The organism is Nonomuraea sp. NPDC004354, assembly GCF_053602555.1.
The window spans coordinates 1-16,374 of sequence record NZ_JBSGDV010000005.1; the positions used below are offsets into that span (position 1 = coordinate 1).

16 protein-coding genes and 1 pseudogene are annotated in these 16,374 nt (G+C 68.6%); 9 read left to right on the forward strand and 8 right to left on the reverse strand.

Translation table 11 applies throughout. The features are described from left to right. Positions 1-234, forward strand: a pseudogene (locus ACWENQ_RS17305) (IS5/IS1182 family transposase); the annotation flags it as partial. A gap of 236 nt (positions 235-470) precedes the next feature. On the opposite strand, the gene ACWENQ_RS17310 reads toward ACWENQ_RS17305, so the two are convergent. From ACWENQ_RS17310 to ACWENQ_RS17325, 4 genes are all read right to left on the reverse strand, one after another. Next, entirely contained in the window at positions 471-1,139 is a 669-nt protein-coding gene (locus ACWENQ_RS17310) for an alpha/beta hydrolase family protein (RefSeq protein WP_452415037.1), read from the reverse strand. 521 nt (positions 1,140-1,660) lie between these two features. Further along, positions 1,661-2,062, reverse strand: a complete 402-nt coding sequence (locus ACWENQ_RS17315) for a hypothetical protein (RefSeq protein ID WP_354913471.1) — start codon at positions 2,060-2,062, stop codon at positions 1,661-1,663. Positions 2,063-2,072: 10 nt separating this feature from the next. Then, positions 2,073-2,474, reverse strand: a complete 402-nt coding sequence (locus tag ACWENQ_RS17320) for a hypothetical protein (protein ID WP_449922766.1) — start codon at positions 2,472-2,474, stop codon at positions 2,073-2,075. A 766-nt stretch (positions 2,475-3,240) separates the two neighbouring features. Further along, complete coding sequence (locus tag ACWENQ_RS17325) at positions 3,241-3,582, reverse strand: histone-like nucleoid-structuring protein Lsr2 (protein WP_354913469.1); 342 nt, start codon at positions 3,580-3,582, stop codon at positions 3,241-3,243. A gap of 1,248 nt (positions 3,583-4,830) precedes the next feature. On the opposite strand from ACWENQ_RS17325, the gene ACWENQ_RS17330 reads away from it, so the two are divergent. After that, positions 4,831-5,478 (forward strand): hypothetical protein, encoded by a 648-nt coding sequence (locus ACWENQ_RS17330; protein ID WP_449922762.1) that lies wholly within the window; start codon positions 4,831-4,833, stop codon positions 5,476-5,478. Between the two features lie 1,164 nt (positions 5,479-6,642). On the opposite strand, the gene ACWENQ_RS17335 is transcribed toward ACWENQ_RS17330, so the two are convergent. Further along, positions 6,643-6,888, reverse strand: a complete 246-nt coding sequence (locus tag ACWENQ_RS17335; protein WP_449922759.1) for a helix-turn-helix domain-containing protein — start codon at positions 6,886-6,888, stop codon at positions 6,643-6,645. 121 nt (positions 6,889-7,009) lie between these two features. Between ACWENQ_RS17335 and ACWENQ_RS17340 the strand changes: the two genes are divergently transcribed. Beyond that, positions 7,010-8,221, forward strand: coding sequence for a cytochrome P450 (locus ACWENQ_RS17340; protein WP_452415039.1), 1,212 nt, complete (start codon positions 7,010-7,012; stop codon positions 8,219-8,221). Positions 8,222-8,662: 441 nt separating this feature from the next. Here ACWENQ_RS17340 and ACWENQ_RS17345 read toward each other — a convergent pair whose 3' ends face one another. Next, complete coding sequence (locus ACWENQ_RS17345; protein ID WP_452415041.1) at positions 8,663-9,622, reverse strand: GNAT family N-acetyltransferase; 960 nt, start codon at positions 9,620-9,622, stop codon at positions 8,663-8,665. A 409-nt stretch (positions 9,623-10,031) separates the two neighbouring features. On the opposite strand from ACWENQ_RS17345, the gene ACWENQ_RS17350 reads away from it, so the two are divergent. The 5 genes from ACWENQ_RS17350 to ACWENQ_RS17370 all read left to right on the forward strand — a co-directional run bounded on the left by ACWENQ_RS17350 (position 10,032) and on the right by ACWENQ_RS17370 (position 13,817). Next, on the forward strand, positions 10,032-10,601 hold the full coding sequence (locus tag ACWENQ_RS17350; RefSeq protein WP_452415042.1) for a GNAT family N-acetyltransferase: 570 nt from the start codon (positions 10,032-10,034) through the stop codon (positions 10,599-10,601). A gap of 36 nt (positions 10,602-10,637) precedes the next feature. Next, the gene (locus ACWENQ_RS17355; protein WP_452415043.1) at positions 10,638-10,907 is read left to right on the forward strand and encodes a hypothetical protein; all 270 of its coding nucleotides are present in this window, start codon (positions 10,638-10,640) and stop codon (positions 10,905-10,907) included. A 320-nt stretch (positions 10,908-11,227) separates the two neighbouring features. Further along, positions 11,228-12,148 carry an alpha/beta fold hydrolase gene (locus ACWENQ_RS17360; protein WP_449922749.1) on the forward strand — a complete coding sequence of 307 codons (921 nt, stop codon included), beginning with the start codon at positions 11,228-11,230 and terminating at the stop codon, positions 12,146-12,148. Between the two features lie 9 nt (positions 12,149-12,157). Then, positions 12,158-12,784, forward strand: a complete 627-nt coding sequence (locus tag ACWENQ_RS17365; protein ID WP_452415045.1) for a TetR/AcrR family transcriptional regulator — start codon at positions 12,158-12,160, stop codon at positions 12,782-12,784. A 187-nt stretch (positions 12,785-12,971) separates the two neighbouring features. Beyond that, on the forward strand, positions 12,972-13,817 hold the full coding sequence (locus ACWENQ_RS17370; protein ID WP_452415046.1) for a hypothetical protein: 846 nt from the start codon (positions 12,972-12,974) through the stop codon (positions 13,815-13,817). Between the two features lie 188 nt (positions 13,818-14,005). On the opposite strand, the gene ACWENQ_RS17375 is transcribed toward ACWENQ_RS17370, so the two are convergent. After that, positions 14,006-14,443, reverse strand: coding sequence for a VOC family protein (locus ACWENQ_RS17375; RefSeq protein WP_452415048.1), 438 nt, complete (start codon positions 14,441-14,443; stop codon positions 14,006-14,008). Positions 14,444-14,518: 75 nt separating this feature from the next. Between ACWENQ_RS17375 and ACWENQ_RS17380 the strand changes: the two genes are divergently transcribed. Then, a complete protein-coding gene (locus ACWENQ_RS17380; RefSeq protein ID WP_452415049.1) occupies positions 14,519-15,154 on the forward strand; it encodes a TetR/AcrR family transcriptional regulator in 636 nt (211 codons plus the stop codon). Positions 15,155-15,401: 247 nt separating this feature from the next. Here the strand turns inward: ACWENQ_RS17380 and ACWENQ_RS17385 are convergent, their stop codons facing one another. Then, positions 15,402-16,283, reverse strand: coding sequence for an alpha/beta fold hydrolase (locus tag ACWENQ_RS17385; protein ID WP_452415051.1), 882 nt, complete (start codon positions 16,281-16,283; stop codon positions 15,402-15,404). Positions 16,284-16,374: the final 91 nt, after the last annotated feature.

Consider the following 16,374-nt stretch of genomic DNA (forward strand, 5'->3'; position numbering starts at 1 on the left):
CGCCACATCATCCCCGAGCCTCGTGATCAACGGGCCAACCGGCGCAGGCGCGGCTCGGCGGGAGGCCGCCCGGTCGGGTTCGACGCCGAGCGGTACAAGAAGCGCAACGTGGTGGAGCGGGCGATCAACCGGCTCAAGAACTTCCGCGCGGTGGCCACCCGCTACGACAAACGCGCCTACATGTTCCTGGGAACCGTCACGGTCGCAGCCTTGGTCATCTGGCTCCGCACGTGATCCAGGAAACAGCTCCTAGAGCCGTCCGCTGACCCTGCGGCGCGGCTCTCGCCGTCCCCACGTTCGGCGTGCCGGTGATCACGCCGAGTACACGGGAGCATACGGTAACCGTTCGGGCGCGGATAGTCCTTTCATGGCAAGATGCGAACGATGTTCTGTGACGATTCGCTGAGCACCGCCCGCTTGTGTGGCTTCGCGGCACCCTGTCGGGCCGTTCGGCAGGAGTCCGTCGTCTTCTATCCGGGCGAGGAGGTCAGCCGCGGCTTGTGGGTGTCGGCCATCACCCGGCCCGTCTTGGTCGCGCACGGCCGCTGGGGTTGTGGCGCCGCAGGTCGGGCAGGGATTGTCGAACGCTGCGATCTCCTGCGCGCGGGATCCGTCAGGATCTTGGAGTGCCTTGGTTCGCTGTGAGGAGAACGGTAATGGGCTCCCTGGATGACGAACAAAGGTGCCGTGATCCCGTCGGCGTGGGTGACGGGGCTGCGCTCCAGGAGGTGCTCGGCGCGGGTGTCGGGGTCGCCGAGGACGGTGGCGACGAACGTCTTCCAGGTAGGAGGTGACGCCTTCGCCAAGGTGAGGAGGTTGCTGGGACCGCACATGGAAACACTCGCGGCCCACGGGTAGGGAAGGCGGGCCAGGCAGGACAGAGCAGCGAAGCCACCGTAGGAAGCACCCATGACGGCAAGGCGGTTCGGGTCGGCCCAGTCGAGGGTGTAGAGGTGTTGGACGGCGTGGTCCAGGTCGTCGAGGTCGATGCCGCCCCCGTCGCAGTAGATGAGCTTCTGGTGGGCGGTGCCGTAGTGGGTGGATCCGGCGAAATTGGGGGCCAGGATGGCGATTGTGGAGGAGATGCTGGTAGAGGCCGGAGCGGGCGTAGATGGGGCGTTCCTGGGATTCCGGGCCACCGTGGATGGACAGCAGAACTGGATGGGGGCCGGGGCGACGCGCCTCCATGCGGTCGCGCTCCCGGCGGCGGGCAGCGCGACGTGAGCGCATTCAACGTCAGCCATGCGAGACCAATCGGCGCGGAGCGAGTGCTCGCAGGCTGCTTGGCCGGCGCTGTCACCAGGACCCGCGCACCCCGCTCCGGAGGCCGATCCGCGATCTCTCCGTGGCCTGGCTCTTGTGCATCATCTGGCAGCCTCCTGCCCGCGTGGGGGCTCGAACCGCCCTGAGCGATGGCTTGTCAGCCCCGTCCAGCTACAACCGCATCACCGGCCCATGCGCCGAGCCCGCCACCCGGCGCGTCACCGACGCTGAAAGGACCGGCTCCATCGCCCCACCCCAGCCTGGACTCAAGATCCTCGCGCTGCAAGCGCAGGAAGAGGCCACCCGCCACGCCATTGGCCGTTCGGCTCCGGGCCCGTACCTGATGGGCGATCGTCGGCGCGCGGTACCTTTCATTATTCCGGTGTTGCTCAAGCCCCTATTCGACGCGTTCGGCGTTGGAGTCGTAGCCGCCCCCGTCCGGGTAGACCCAGGCTCCGGTGAGGCTGCGGCCGTCGGGGCTGAAGACGCCCTGGTAGTAGGCAGGGGAGCCCCGATCCCCGGCCCAGATGGTGAGGGTGTCGCCCTCTAGCTCATAGGTGTAGTCGAGGGTGCTGCCGTCATCGCCGTAGTAGCGAGACTTGATGTCGGCGCTGGGCTCGGCCATCAGCGTCCGTTCCCGGCCGATGATCTCGATGCCGTGTGCGCCGCCCAGGTGGACATCCTGCTGAAGGAAGAAGTCGTTCAGCCAGCGGTAGGTCACGCTTCCCTCGTGCCCTCCTGTGATCTTCCACGTACCGATGAGCCTGGCCAGGGCCTGCAGTGCTGGGTCGTTGGTCATCGCATCCCTCTCAGAGTGGGTCGTTACCTCTCCAGACCGGCCTCAGAAGGATCTCACCGGTGTCAAGAGCGTACAAGCCCGAGTAGCCCGACAGCGCGCATCCCACCACTCCGCCCGAGGAAGTGGTGCAGACCCGCGCGACACCTACCAGGTCCTCGGCCAGGTCGTACGGCTCCGCGACGAGCAACCCGGCCCCGACCTGACCGGCGCCCTGATCGCCGCCCCGCGCGACGACCCGGACATGCTCACAGAGGAACTGGTCGGCACCCCGTGGCTGAATGATCGCCGCTGGACATGAAGCCACCTCAGCCGGCTCCTCAACGCCGTCCGCGCCCTGCTCGCCCATCTCGCTCCGCTGGGAACGGCACGCCAGCGAGCCGTCGCCGATCCGGCGGGCAACGAGCCCGCCCACAAGATCTACACCAGGGTCAGGTTCCGGCTCGGCGATGCGCGTAGCCAGAGGAAGCCCCTGGAGGCTTGGGTCTGCGGACCAGCGGGATGCGGGCGGCGATCGCTGGGGTCGTCACGCTGCTCCCCTCTACGGCCAGTCGACGACGAGTCGGCTGTAAGTTTTGTCAATGACGAAGCGCGGGTCGCTGGCTTTCAGCATCTCCCGGGCGGTGCCGGTGGCCATGCGGAAGCCGGGGCTGGGGCGTTGTTGCCGTAGTCGCGGTCCAATCATCCGGCGATGTTGACGAGGCCGACGCTCTCATAGAAAAGGGGCACCGAGTGTGGCCGAGGCCGATGGCCGGCCAGGTGACAAAGCGCCGCAGGTCTTGCCGGTTTACCGTGCTGGAGCGCACTTCGCGCACGGCGGGATCGACATAGCGGTCGATCCACTCGGCGAGGCTGTCGGGCGTTTCGGTGAGGCGCTCCGAAACCGGGACACCCTTCGTGAAGTGATTTTGCTGCGATCCTGGCTGCCGCCCGACGCGGCGGAGTTGGAGCTGGGCGCGGGGACGTGGCCATGCGTCAAAGTCGTTCTTATGCTCCTGCTATCCGTCGAGATCAATAGGGGAGTGGCATCTTCAAGCTTTCAACGACAGTCACGCCGCAGCTATTCGCGCGGCTGGCGCAGGCATGGTCGATTCCCTCATTGGCGCTGCGCTCGTCGGCGCCGTCTGCTCTCCATAACGCGAAAGCCCCCTCCGAAGAAGGAGGGGGCTTTCGCGTTCGTCCTAGTGGGCGGCCTCGTACTGCTCGACCACGGACGAGGAGATACGGCCACGCTCGCTGACCTGAAGGCCGTGCGTCTTGGCCCACTGGCGAATTTCGGCGCTTTTCTCCCGGCTCATGGCAGTGCTGCCGCGTGAGCCACCGCGACCGGCTCGGACGCTGCGAGGCTGCACGACCTTCCGCGCCTTGACGATGTAGGGAGCGAGAGCTTTCTCCAGCTTCTCGCGGTTCGCTCCCGACAGGTCGATCTCGTAGTTCTCGCCGTCGAGAGCAAACTTGGTGGTCCGCTCAGCAGCAGTCCCGTCAAGATCATCAATGAAAGTCTGTACGATCTGTCTAGCCATTGATCGGTCCCCAAATCGGTATGCTAAGACGAGCTCAGCTGGCTTCTCCAACGCTATACCGTGCAGGCATAGCGGTAATCCATACTTCAACAGCCGTCGGCGTGTTGCACGAACCCTATACCTACGGAAGCGCTTGCCGGCAGACGACTTCAGCATTCTCGTGCTCTGCTTCTTTTGACAAGCTCGGGCAGTCATCATGACCATCAGCGGGTTGTGTGGCAGGGGGCGCCACTCACACACGAGCAGGCGCAGGCCGCCGAGTACAACGGAAGCAAGACAGCCGCGCGACCAAGATAGGGCCACATGAGGCGTGCCACCAACGCGAACCGGCAACTGAGCCGCGGGTGGCTGATCTGCCGGCATGTTCTCGACCGCGCGACGGCCGGGACTTTCTGGAGCCGTTGCTGGCCGATGGGTGGATTCTGGCCGCCATCGCTCGGCACGCGGTGGACCCGCTCGCTGAGCGCGTCGATCGAACCGTTCATCGCGGCGCCGCCGCGGCCGATGGTGCTCTTCTTGTTTGTGGAAGCAGGTCCTCAGGGTGAAGCCGTCGCCGGTGACGTAGGCAGCGGGCGCGCGGATGTGGCCGTGCTTGGCGTGGGAAACGCGCAGGGCCGCCGTGGCCACGCTCGCGGCCGCCCCCAGTGCATCCCGAGAGCCTCCAGCGCCTGGACATCGTCCACTGCGAGGGTATGAGTCGTTCTCGGGATGGACCCGCGACGCAGAAGGCTGTCGCAGGCTGACCATTCTCCACTGGTCACGCATCAGCTCAGCTCGCGCTCCTGAGGAGCAGGTCAAGATGGAGCGCCCGGAGGCAGAGCCGAGGACGAACGAGGCTGACCGGAGCCGATCAGCACCTACGCGCGCGTGAAATCACCGCAAACACGGCATGGCACACAACGATGTCGCCAAGGTGATCAGCGGCACCATAGGCTCGCCATCGACAATCGGCCTGACTCGCGCGAAGGAGTTGAACGCCGTGACGACGTTGCCCCTTTCGTCCGCCACCGGCACCGGCACCGGCACCGGGTCGGGTCGACTGGTGCTGCGTGATCCCGCGGTTAGGTCACGCTCGAATGTCCGGCCCCTCGCAAGTTCGTCGAGCGAGTCCCCGCCTCTGCCGAGCCGGCCAGCACCACAGCGCCCTCGGATAGCCGTGTCATCACGGATGGGACCGAAGGACCGGTCGACAGGGGTTGCGCACGACGCGCAGCCGGCCCTCGCCGCCGTCGTGAGCTCGTTCCAGGCATGGTGATCCGCAAGCGCGCCGCGCGGTCCGCGCAGCGAATCGACGTGATCCGCCTTCCCGAGGACGTCGTGGCACTCATCGACGCCCTCGAGCCTGGTGAGGAACTGGTGGTCACGCGTGACGGCGCGTCGATCGCGACGATCTCCAGCACCATCGACGTGGTGCAAGGCGCCATCGTCGATCGCGATGCGCCAGACGAGGCCGATGATCAAGCACCGATCGACTACGACAGTGTGACGGTCGTGGCCACCGCGATGGAGCTGTCGGCCGCGGCTCGGGTGGCGCTGTCGACCCAACTCGGCGCGGACTACGTCGTGCTCGACATGCACGCAGCTCCCAAGACAACCGACGTGCTGCTGGTACCGCCAGGCAGCCCGCAGTTGATCGGAGCGCTCCGATCGATGTTCCCGGAAGCTCGCGTCATCGTCACCGAAATCGAGGATCACGAGCTCGGAGTCAATTACCACGGTCCGGTCCGACGCCTGCTCAACGCCGGCGCTGATGCGTATCTACCTCCGGCGAGCCTCCCGCGCCTGGCCAGGCAGCTTGACTACACGCTCAATCACGCTCACGAGATCACCGGCGGGGCCGCCGCACCACTGCAGATCGCGGCGGGCACGGAGCCAGCAGGCCCCGACGACGAATAGTCCACCGCTTCTCCTGGAGAACGAGATCAGCTCGCCAGTCGGACGCCGGCCGCATCCGCCGACAACGCAAACAGCCCGCGTCCACCCCTGACTGCCTCGGCATCACCGTCGCCAGCCACATCCTCGGCTACGCGGTCCTGACCGCCACCGCAGAGATCCTCGCCTGACCGTCGAAGCCGTAGCTCCTCGATGAGCGGTTCGGTCAGCCCGGTCGCGACGCGCAGCCGTACACACTCGGCGACCAGTGGGGCCGGCGCGGGCAGGACACGGGTGCACAGCAGCCCCGAAGGGCCGGCCAGGTGCACCGGCGCGCGCGCCACCGGACGAGCGCAGCACCGTCGAGCCGGAGCTGACAGACCAGCGCACGGCACTGACCCCCGCCATCCACTGACACCACGGTGAACCCGGGCCCGCTGAGGAGGTGGTGCAGGTCCGCGACGGTGACACCAGCTACGCCCACACGTCTACGGCGGTCGCCGGCTCGTACGGGCCCGACGGCTCCCGGGGCCACGCCTGGGAGGGCCTGGCCGACGCAATCGCCTCTGCTCTCTGAAAGCCATCCCCGCGCGGTTCCCTATTTCCGACGACGTGGATCACCCCGATCTGGCCCAGATGACGCAAGGGACGGGCCGTCCGCTTGAGCGCGGGCGGCCCCTCGAGAGCCGGACTGGCCGACCGGGACGATGCCGCTGGCGCCGAAGAACTCGCTGATCGGGAGAGCATCCTGGTCGAATACCCGCGAGAGGGGGCTACTTCTTCGACTACTTGCGCCGCGAGCAGGAGCAGCTTCGGGAAGTCCCCCCACCAAAGCTCGCTCGTGTCATGAACAGCAAGAACTTCGCGACGACTCCGCACCACCCGGCGAGGAGATCGACTCGCCCGGCAGACGGGCAGCTGGAGCGGTCTGATGGAGGCACAGTCGACCTGGTTGCGGGCGGGGCTGCTGAGCACAGCCCGCCCGGCTCGGCCGAGGCGGTTGAGCAGCGATGGGCCGTTGCGATGAGGCGTCGCAGTGCCGCGTGGGCGGGTGGGCCCCACGTGGCCTTGCCGCCTGGGAGGCCGCGGACGCCGGCTTCTCCGATATGGATGCCGCCGAGGGCGCGGCGTACCGCCCATTCGCGTGCGCGGCGCAGGGTGGCGGCGTCCAGGGCCGGCTGGTAGGCGTCATGAAGGCGGTCGGCGGCGCCGTCCGGCAGCAGGTGGCAGCAGGTCGTCGCACTGCGGCCAGCGCCGGTAGAGCATGGGACGACTCGTGCCGGCGCGGGCGGCGACCGCTTCGTAGGCGGAGCCGTGACATCCCTGCTCGACCAGCACGTCCCATGCGGCGTCGTGGGGTTCGAGGCCGTGTCGACAGGATGCGCCGCCGCCTGCGCGTCGATCGCCCCGCGATCCGCCCCACTTAGGATCCACTTGCGTATCTTATCGCGCTGACTTACGGTGTCCACCATTAGATGCAGCTGTGTACTCTAAGGCCCTTCTAGAACAGGACGTGCTGATGGCCGACAACAGCTTGACCGGGAAGTCTCCAGGCGTGAGCACCACGACGATGCGGCGGATCCTGCCGATGGACATGGTGGAGCGGGGGCGTAACCCGTTCGATCCGCCGCCGGGGCTGCGGGGAGAGGGCGCGGTCCGGCCGCTGGATCTGCTCAATGGCGCGCGGGCGTGGCTGGTGACGGGGTTCGAGGAGGCCCGTACGGTGTTGTCGGACGCGCGTTTCAGCGCCGACAAGGTGCGCCATCGGGACGCGACGTCGCCGCAGCCACACAAGACGGCCGGGACGGCGGAGCGGGAGGACGGGCTCTTCGTCTTCATGGACCCGCCGGAGCACACCAGGTTGCGGCGGCTGCTGACGGGTCAGTTCACGGTGCGGCGGATCCGGGAACTGGAGTCGCGAGTGACGGAGATCGCGGTCGAGCACATCGAGGCGATGAAGGCGGCGGGCACCAAGGCCGATCTGGTGCCGGCGTTCGCGTTGCCGCTGCCGTCGCTGCTCATCTGCGAGTTGCTGGGCGTGGACTACGCCGACCGCGCGGAGTTCCAGGAACGTACGGCGGTCGGGCTTAGCGCGAACTCGACCCCGCAGGAGGTGGCCATGGCGCGCGCCGGGCTGTCTGCGTTCATGCGGCGGCTGGTCTCCGTCAAGCGCTCGAACCCCGCCGACGACCTGCTGTCAGGGCTCATCCACGACACCGATCCGCCCCTGACGGACGCGCAGCTGGTAGATGTCGCACTCGTCCTGCTCAACGCGGGCCATGAGACCACGGCGAACATGCTGGGTCTGGGGATGTTCGCGCTGCTGGAGCATCCCGACCAGCTCGCGGCGCTGCGTGCCGATCCAGGCCTGATCGACAACGCGGTGGAGGAACTGCTGCGGTTCCTGTCGATCATCCAGCTTGGGGTCAGCCGGGTCACCACGGAGCCGGTGACGCTGGGTGGTGTGGACATCCCGGCCGGCGCGACCGTCGTGATCGCCACGCCCGCGGTCAACCGGGATCCGCGGCACTGGCCCGCTCCCGACGCGCTCGACCTGCGCCGCTCGCGTACTCCGCACCTGGCCTTCGGGCATGGGGTTCACCAGTGCCTGGGTCAGCAGCTGGCCCGGATCGAGATGCGGATAGGGCTGGGCGAACTGATCTCCCGTCTACCGGATCTGCGCCTGGCGGTGCCGGCCGAGCAGGTGCCGGTACGCAACGAGATGCTCATCTTCGGCGTGCAATCGCTGCCGGTCACCTGGTCCTGAGACGGCCGAGGGAAAGGGCACCCACGAGCTACAGCGGGAGCCGGGTGGCGATGGCCGCGACCCGTCGATGCGCCCCACGGCAAGGCTGCCGATGCGGCTCAGGATTTGATGGATAGGTCCTTGCCTACCTGTTCCAGGTCGGTTTCCCAGATCCACAGCCGGTGCGGGGGCGGCACCCGGTGGTAGCCGTAGGCCGACCTCGGTGAGGGTCCGCAGGTTCACACACACGCGCTGGTAGGCCTGACCGCTCGCCTCGGCCGCCGCCTTGCCCGCGGCCAGGTGCCGCGTGGCGGCGTCAGGGGGATCGGGGCTACCAGACAGTCGCGCAGCGCCTGGTGGGGGAGCGCGTTGTAGGTACCGTCCAGCCGCCGCGCCTCGGCGCTCCAGAGCAGGTCTTGTTGTCGGTTGACCGACGCTTCGGGGAAGCCGTGGGACGGCCAATCAGAAAGCGTGAACATAGGTGGTGACAGCCTTGAAGGTGGTGAAACCGGCGCGCTCATAGATCGCGACCGCGCCGGTTTCGTTGGCGGCGTCGACGCTCAGCCCCGCCGTCGCGTACCCCTGCGCCTTGAACGAGGCGAGGGCATGTGCGATCAGTGCGCTCGCTATGCCCCTGCCGCGCCACTCCCCGATAGTCCCGATGATCTGGACCCAAGCCTCCCGTACGCCGGTGGCCACGATGTCGACCTCGCGGCAATGGGTCAGCAAGCAGCCCACCGCCTTACCGTCCGCCGTCGCCAGGAACGAGGATTTAGGGCGGAAAGCTGCTGTGCCGGTGATGAGGCGCTTCCAGCTCTCAGGTGTATGCGGCGTGCTGCCCCAGTGGTCATGGAAGGCGGCGTTGCGCACCTCGCGCGCCTGCTCGTCCAGCCCCGGTGTCCAGGTGACAATCGTGACCGCATCGGGAACCCGGGGCGGTGGGATCGGCACGGCTAGATCGCGCCGCTTGCCTTGGAAGACGCGGGCGGCTTCGAATCCTGCCTCGCCAGCGAGTTTGGCCAGGTCATGGTTGCCGTCATCGACGTGCAGGTGAAGGTGGAGTGGTTTCCCGGGATGGCATCTTTCGTGCAGGACGGGTGCCGTTCTGAGCGACCAGTCGATGATCTGCCGGCCGTATCCGCGCCTGCGATGGCCGGGATGCACGCCGCCGCCCCATAGATCCATCACGTGGACGGGATCCGCCGCCTGCCTGACCGGGACCAGCCCAAGCGCGACGATCCGGCCGCCCTGCCTGGCGGCGAGCGTACCCTCCGGCAGGTCAAGCAGCGGGTTGGCCAGACGCTCTGCCATCTGCTCCACGGTGACCGGGCTGCCCGTCCTGTCCACCGCTTCGACCGCGGTGGCGAACTCAGCCCAGGCCGGGGCGTCGCGCGTGGTGAGCGGCCCCCACTCCACGTCCATGATCTCAGGCTAGGGCAAAACGGTTCCGTCAACTCAACCCCCGCACCGCTACCAGGTGATCGACCAGGGAACCCATTCGCCTGGCCCTTGATCACCCGAGGCCAGGGACCGCCCTGCCGGGGAAAGGCCTCGAGCGTTTGCCGTCAGGCCCAGAGCAGCAGCACACCCACCATAAGAACCGCGCTGGCGGCGTACGAGACCTCCGAGCGGTTCGACCATGAACGACAGCCCCGCGTTGGCACAGCGCGGCACCTCCGACGGCGAGCATGTGTCTCTGGTGCGCCTGGACCAGCGAGCAATCAAACCTGATTGCCGCCACCAGCCTCGTCATGCACAATCATCGCCGTGATCTCTCAACGCCGTGACCTCGACCGATCGGACATCACCACACTCATTAGGGATCACCGTCTTGAGCTATGTCATACGCGAATATCGACCAGCGGATGAGGCTTCTTGGCTCCGCTGCCGAGTGCTCGCCTTTCTGGGCACCGCCTACTTCGACGCCGTTGAAAAGAGCAAGCCCCACATCCCCGCTCCGGGCTTCGAGTTGATCGCAGTCGCAGGAAGTGGCGTCGTGCTCGGGATTCTGGACGTCACTGTCGACGGCGAACTGGCCACCATCGACACCGTCGCAGTTCATCCCGACCACCAGTACCGAGGTATCGGCCGCGCGCTCCTGGGGGAAGCTCTCCGCCGGGTCGCCGCGCTCAACGTATCGACGCTCGATGCCTGGACCAGGGACGATCCCGGCACATTGCGTTGGTATCGCGCCAACGGCTTCTCCGAGAGCGAGCATTACCTGCACGTCTACGCCAACTACTACACCGACGCAGAGGAGCCTGATCGCGCCATCGGCAACCGCCGACCAGGTCTTCGGCCTATCGCGCTCTTTCTGCACGCAAAGCTGCAGGAGGAGCAGTCGATGCGTGAGCAGTTCGCTCGTGTCCACATCTGCCGACGGTTCATGATGGAACTCTGAGACGCACGCGATACTGCCCCGGCGGGGTCGGTGGTGGTGGCGCTGATGGCCTGCGGCCGCCTCGAGGTGTTCGACGACGACGTGATCGCCTACGCCTGCACTCTGCGCGCCTGCGGCGTCCCAGGGCCCGAGATCGCCCGCAAGCTCGTCATCCCCAGCGGCAAGAACAAAGGCCGAAACCCTTCCGTAGCCCGCCTCTGCCGCATACTCGCCGACGACGGGCGCTTCGTCCTGACATCCTGCGTCGACACCGGCCCGAGCGGTGGGTCGTCCGGATCGCATCGACCGGTTCATCGAGCGTCCTGACCCCTCGCGATCCGGAGTAAGTCGTTGCCGCTGTTCGGCCTACGGTCGCCTGCGAAGTCATCAGATCCGGCCGGGCCCCCTGCACCGGCGGGTCTCTGGCGCTTCCTCTATTCCGTCTCATGTGAGGTCTCGAGGCTGAGCTGTACGGACTGGACCGGGTTGAAGGGCCGGTTCACGTGGACATCGCTGAGTTGACGGCCTGACCAGCGCGAAAAATGCGCCACAGGTCGGGACGGGTTCGGTGGATTTCGTGATTGCCGCAGGATGGGGTGGCACCGTTAGGATACGACTGTATCCATTCGAAGGGGATGAGGTCAGCCATGCGCACACCCGACCGGCCGTCAGCCTTCACCAGCGACTCTGCCCGTGACAGGTACTACGCCGTCTATGACCGAGTGCTCGGCGAGCTGTGGCCGGTGCCGGTGGACGCCATCGACGTGGAGACCCGCGCCGGCATCGTGCGGATCCACCGGGCCGGGCCCGCCGAGGGGGATCCCGTGGTCCTCCTGGCCGGTGCCGGCGGGAACGCGCTGGCCTGGTACCGCTACATCGAGCCGCTGGCGCGCACGCGCCCGGTCCTTGCCGTCGACCCGCTCGGCGAGCCCGGCCGCTCGGTTCAGACGCAGCCGCTCGCGACCGGTGCCGAGGTCGGTGGCTGGATCACCGACGTACTGGCCGCAGTCGGAGCCGAGCGCGCACACGTGGCGGGTTTCTCTGCCGGCGGCTGGGCCGCAGTGGAACAGCAACTCGGCGGGGGCGGCCGGGTCGCGGCGCTGACGCTGGTGGACCCGGGCGGCTTCGCGCCGTTGCCCAGGCGGTTCATCCGGTGGGCCCTTGCCGGCGCCATCGCCTCCATGCTTCCCCGGACGCTGCGACACCGCATGGCCGGCGTAGCGGACAACGGGGTGCTGCGCGAGGATGGGCTGGTGGAGCTGATGCGGGCCGGCTGGTCCTTCCGCCGGCGTGTGCCCATCCCGCCCGCCTACACCGACGAGCAGATACGCGAGGTGTCCGTGCCCGTGCAGGTGCTGCTGGGCGCCCGCAGCGCGCTGCTCGACGCGCAGGCGCTGGCCGCGCGGCTGGCCGACATCGCGCCGTCCTGGCGCGTGGAGATCGTGCCCGGCACCGGACATTCGCTGCCCGTCGAAGCTCCGGACCTGGTCGCCGAGCGGATCCTCGCCTTTCCCGGCCAGGCGCGGCCCGGGACCGCAACGCCGAAGCACAGCACGGACAACAGGTAGGAAACGGGCATGCCCCGACAGGTGGATCATGATGAGCGGCGGCGCCAGTTGACCGAGGCGCTGCTGCGCATCGCCAGCACCCGCGGCCTGCAGGCGGTGTCGATGCGTGAGATCGCCGCCGAGGCCGGAGTCTCGCTGCGCGTCGTCCAGTACTACTTCACGAACAAGCTGGCCCTGCTCGAGTCCGGCCTCACCGAGCTGGGTGCCCGCATGGACCGCCGGGTCAAGCAGCGGGCCGGCGCCGCCGCGGGCGAGCTGACACCACGCGGCGTTTTCGCCGCCGTCCTTGGCGCGATCCTGCCCTTCGACGAGCAGAGCAAGCTGGACTCTATGGCCTGGACCGCCTACTACACCGCCGCCCTCACCGACCCGGCGCTCGCCGCGGTCGGGCTCACCTTGCCCAACGCACTGGAAGACTTCCTCACCGTACGGTTGACCGCCGCGCAGCAGGCCGGGGACGTCGCCTCCGATCGCGACCCGCGCACCGAGGTCGCCACCCTTCTGGCTCTCGCCAATGGCCTGACCGCCAGCGTCCTGGGCCGGCAGCGCAGCCACGAGGCCGCCGTCGCGATCATCGATTACCACCTCGACCGCCTCTTCGGGCCGGCGGCCACACGACGGCCGCCCCCGGACTGAGCCGCACCGACCCGGGCTCCTCACCTGCACCCCGACCAGCCGTTCGGTGTCTTCTTCAACGCCGACCTGCTCGAACAGGCCGGGCAGAGCGTGCCGGCGAAGGGACGGGCCAGGGAGGAGGCCGTCAAGATCGCGTCAGCCGTACAGGAGAAGACCGGCAAGCCATGCCTGCCCCTCGGCGCCACCGGTGACCGTGGTCCAGGTCTTCAAGAACGTCGGGCTCAACATGGAGCTCTTCCTGGCGGCGCTGCAGGGCGTGCCACAGGAACTGTTCGAGGCGGCCCGGCTGGACGGCTACATCGCCGTCGTCGTCACCGTCGGCACGCCGGCGGTCTCCACGCTGGCCGGCTACGCCTTCGGGTGGGTCCGCTTCCGCGGCTCGAACGTGCTGTTCGTGATCGTGCTGACCGGCTTGCTGATCCCGAGCGAGGTCACGATCGTGCCGCTGTTCCAGCTCTTCCACGGCGGGGGCCGACCGACACGTACTGGCCGCTCATCCTGGTGCCGGTACTGGGCGCTCCGAGCGTGCTCGCCACCTTCATCATGCGGGCCTGGCCCACACCGGTCTGAAGGGGTGACGGACGCCGACCGACGCCGAGAAGCCTGGCGGCGGTCGGAGTGCCTGCACTGTTGGAGGGATCATGGACGGGTGAGGGCGGAGATGCTCGCGGATCTGTCGGCGGCCGATCCCGGTATGCGAGCCGAGGCGCTGCGGTGGTTCGCGACGCACGGGGACTCCGGCGACGCGGCGGTCGTGGTGCCTCTCGTGCAGGATCCGGGCGAGTTCGATGATCGGGACCATGACGATCTGCCCGAATCGGCTCGGACGCGCGTCCGGATGGTCGCCCTCGAAGCGCTCGCCCAGCTGCGGGCACCGGGGATGTTCGCCGGGGTGTTCGATGATGCGCTTCAGGATGACGATCTCCGGGTTCGCGCGCGGGCCGCGCTGGGCGCATCGGCGGAGGCGCTGGTGGCGCGGCTCGCCGTTGAAGGCGGTGCGGTACCGGATCGCGGTCGAGCTGCTAGCCGGTGACGTAGGCCGTGACCGGGCGGTCGCGGCTCTCGAACAGCTACGCGGCGGCGGCGATCGGGCAGCGGTCGCCGCCGCCTTCGTCCTCGACGCGGCGACACGCCTCTCCTAGCCCGCCGGCAGACCGCGGCGGCCCGGACCGGCTGGGATCCGGTCCGGCGAAGGTGGTCGGCCAGGCGCCAACCCCAGTGTCACGCGCCGGTGAGCAGCTCCGCCGCCCTGCGGGCGATCTCGTCGGCCGGTACGTCCCTGACGTGCTGGTTCAGTGCCCATCGGTGGCCGTAGGGGTCCAACAGCTGGCCGGTCCTGTCGCCCCAGAAGGCGTCGTGCACCGGCTCGAAGACCTCCGCGCCCGCTGCCATCGCCCGCTCCCACGCCGCGTCGACGTCGGCGACCGGGACGTGCAGGGCCGCGGAGGTGGCGCTGAGCCCGATGGGGGCGCGCATGCCCCTGCCGGGCATCTCGCCCGCCACGGCCAGGGTGGTGTCGCCGAGGCGGAGTTCGACGGTCAGCGTGGTGCCGTCGGGGAGGGTGAGCCGACTGGTCTCCCTGGCGCCCAGCGCCTCGGTGTACCAGGCGGCGGCCTGGTCCGCGTCGGTGACGACGAGGTGAATCGCGACGTGTGTCATGGCAAGACCATACACACTGTATGGACAACACGTCCATACAGTGTGTCCGGACACTCCGTGCGTAGGATGAGGCGCATGTCACGCCCGCGTTCACCCCGTCGATCCGACGCCGCACCCGCCTCCGCCGACCTGCGCGAGCGGATCCTGACCGCCACCCGTGACCTGCTGGAACGGCACCGCTTCGACACCCTGAGCGTGGCCGACATCCTCACCGCGGCCGAGGTCTCCCGCGCGAGCTTCTACTTCTATTTCCCAAGCAAGCAGGCCGTGCTCGGCGAGCTCGTCCGGGAGGCCGTCGCCCAGGGGCAGCAGGCCGCGCAGCCGTGGATCGGCCACGAGCAGGAGCCGGTGGCCGCGCTGCGATCAGGCGTGAGTGACGGCGCCAGGCTGTGGCGCGACAACGCGGGTGTCCTCATGGCGATCGTGGAAAGCTGGGGCTCCGACGCTGACCTGCGCGCGCTGTGGCTGGCGCAGATGGACCTGTTCACCGACGCCGCCGCGGCCCGCATCCAAGCCGACCCGCGGGCTCTCGAACGGCTCGGCGACGTGGACGTCCGCGCGGTCGCGGCGTCGCTGACCTGGTTGGGCGAACGGCTCTACTACCTCGCGGCGAGGGGCGTCCCGCCGTTCGACGACGAACAGGTCCTGGTGGACACCCTCACCAAGGCCTGGACCTCGCTCCTCTACGGCGACGACGCCCCCCGCTCCTGAAGGCGGCAGAAGCCCGCCCCGCCGCAGTCCGCCCGGCCCTGGCCGGACCGGCCGGCGCAGGAGCGACCCGGCGTCCGCCGAGCCGGCGCACCGGAAGGTCGCGGCGTTGCGCGTGCCCACGCGGCATAGCTGCCGGGCTCGCGGCCGAGGCCCCGCTCGACATCGGGGCTGACGCGCTGTCTCGGCCGGGCTCGTGTGTCTCTCCTGACCTGTGACCACCGCGACCGGGCTGCGGCATGCCGCGGGGTCAGCGGGCGAGCAGGTCCCGCAGAGCTCTGCTGATGTCCGCGGGGGCTTCCTCGGCCATGAAGTGGCCGCAGCTGACGGTGCTGTGATGGAGGTCGGGCGCCCAGGCGCGCCACAGCGTGGCCGCGTCGAAGCCCAGGACGGCGCCCCAGTCCTGCTGGAGGACGGTGACCGGCATGCGCAGGCGGCTGCCGGCGTCCTTGTCGGCCTGGTCGTGCTCGACGTCGATGGTGGCGGAGGCGCGGTAGTCGGCCACGATCGAGGGCACCGCGTTCCGGCAGGCGTCCAGGTAGGCGGCGCGGATGTCGGTGGGGATGGCCTGGGGGTTCTGGTGCCAGATGTCGAGGAAGTGGCCGAAGAAGGCGTCAGGAGCCGCGGAGATCATCTGTTCGGGAAGGCCCGGAGGCTGGGCCATGAGGTAGAGGTGGAAGCCGATGGCGGCGGTGGTGCCGTGCATGACCTGCCACATGTCCAGGGTGGGCAGGACGTCCAGGCAGGCCAGGTGAGTGATCGCCGCGGGGTGGTCGAGGCCGGCGCGGAAGGCGACCAGGGCGCCGCGGTCGTGTCCGGCCAGCGCGAAGCGGTCGTGGCCGAGGGCGCGGGCCAGGGCGACGATGTCGGCGGCCATGGCGCGCTTGGCGTACGCGGTGCCGTCAGCCGTCCCGGCGGGCTTGTCGCTGGCGCCGTAGCCGCGCAGGTCGGGGCAGATGACGGTGTGGTCGGCCGCGAGGTCGGCTGCGACGTGCCGCCACATCAGGTGGGTTTGCGGGAAGCCGTGCAGCAGCACGATCGGGCTGCCGGTGCCGCCGACTGCCGTGTGGAGGGCGACACCGTCGGCGACGGGGACGCGGTGGTAGTCGAAGTCGGGAATGGTCGGTGCCATGGTGAGCCGTTCTTGTTCACTCGAAGGGCGCCCGCCGGTCGGCGGACATCATCGAGCGTGCCGCCCGCGAATCAGCATCCGGTCAGCGCGT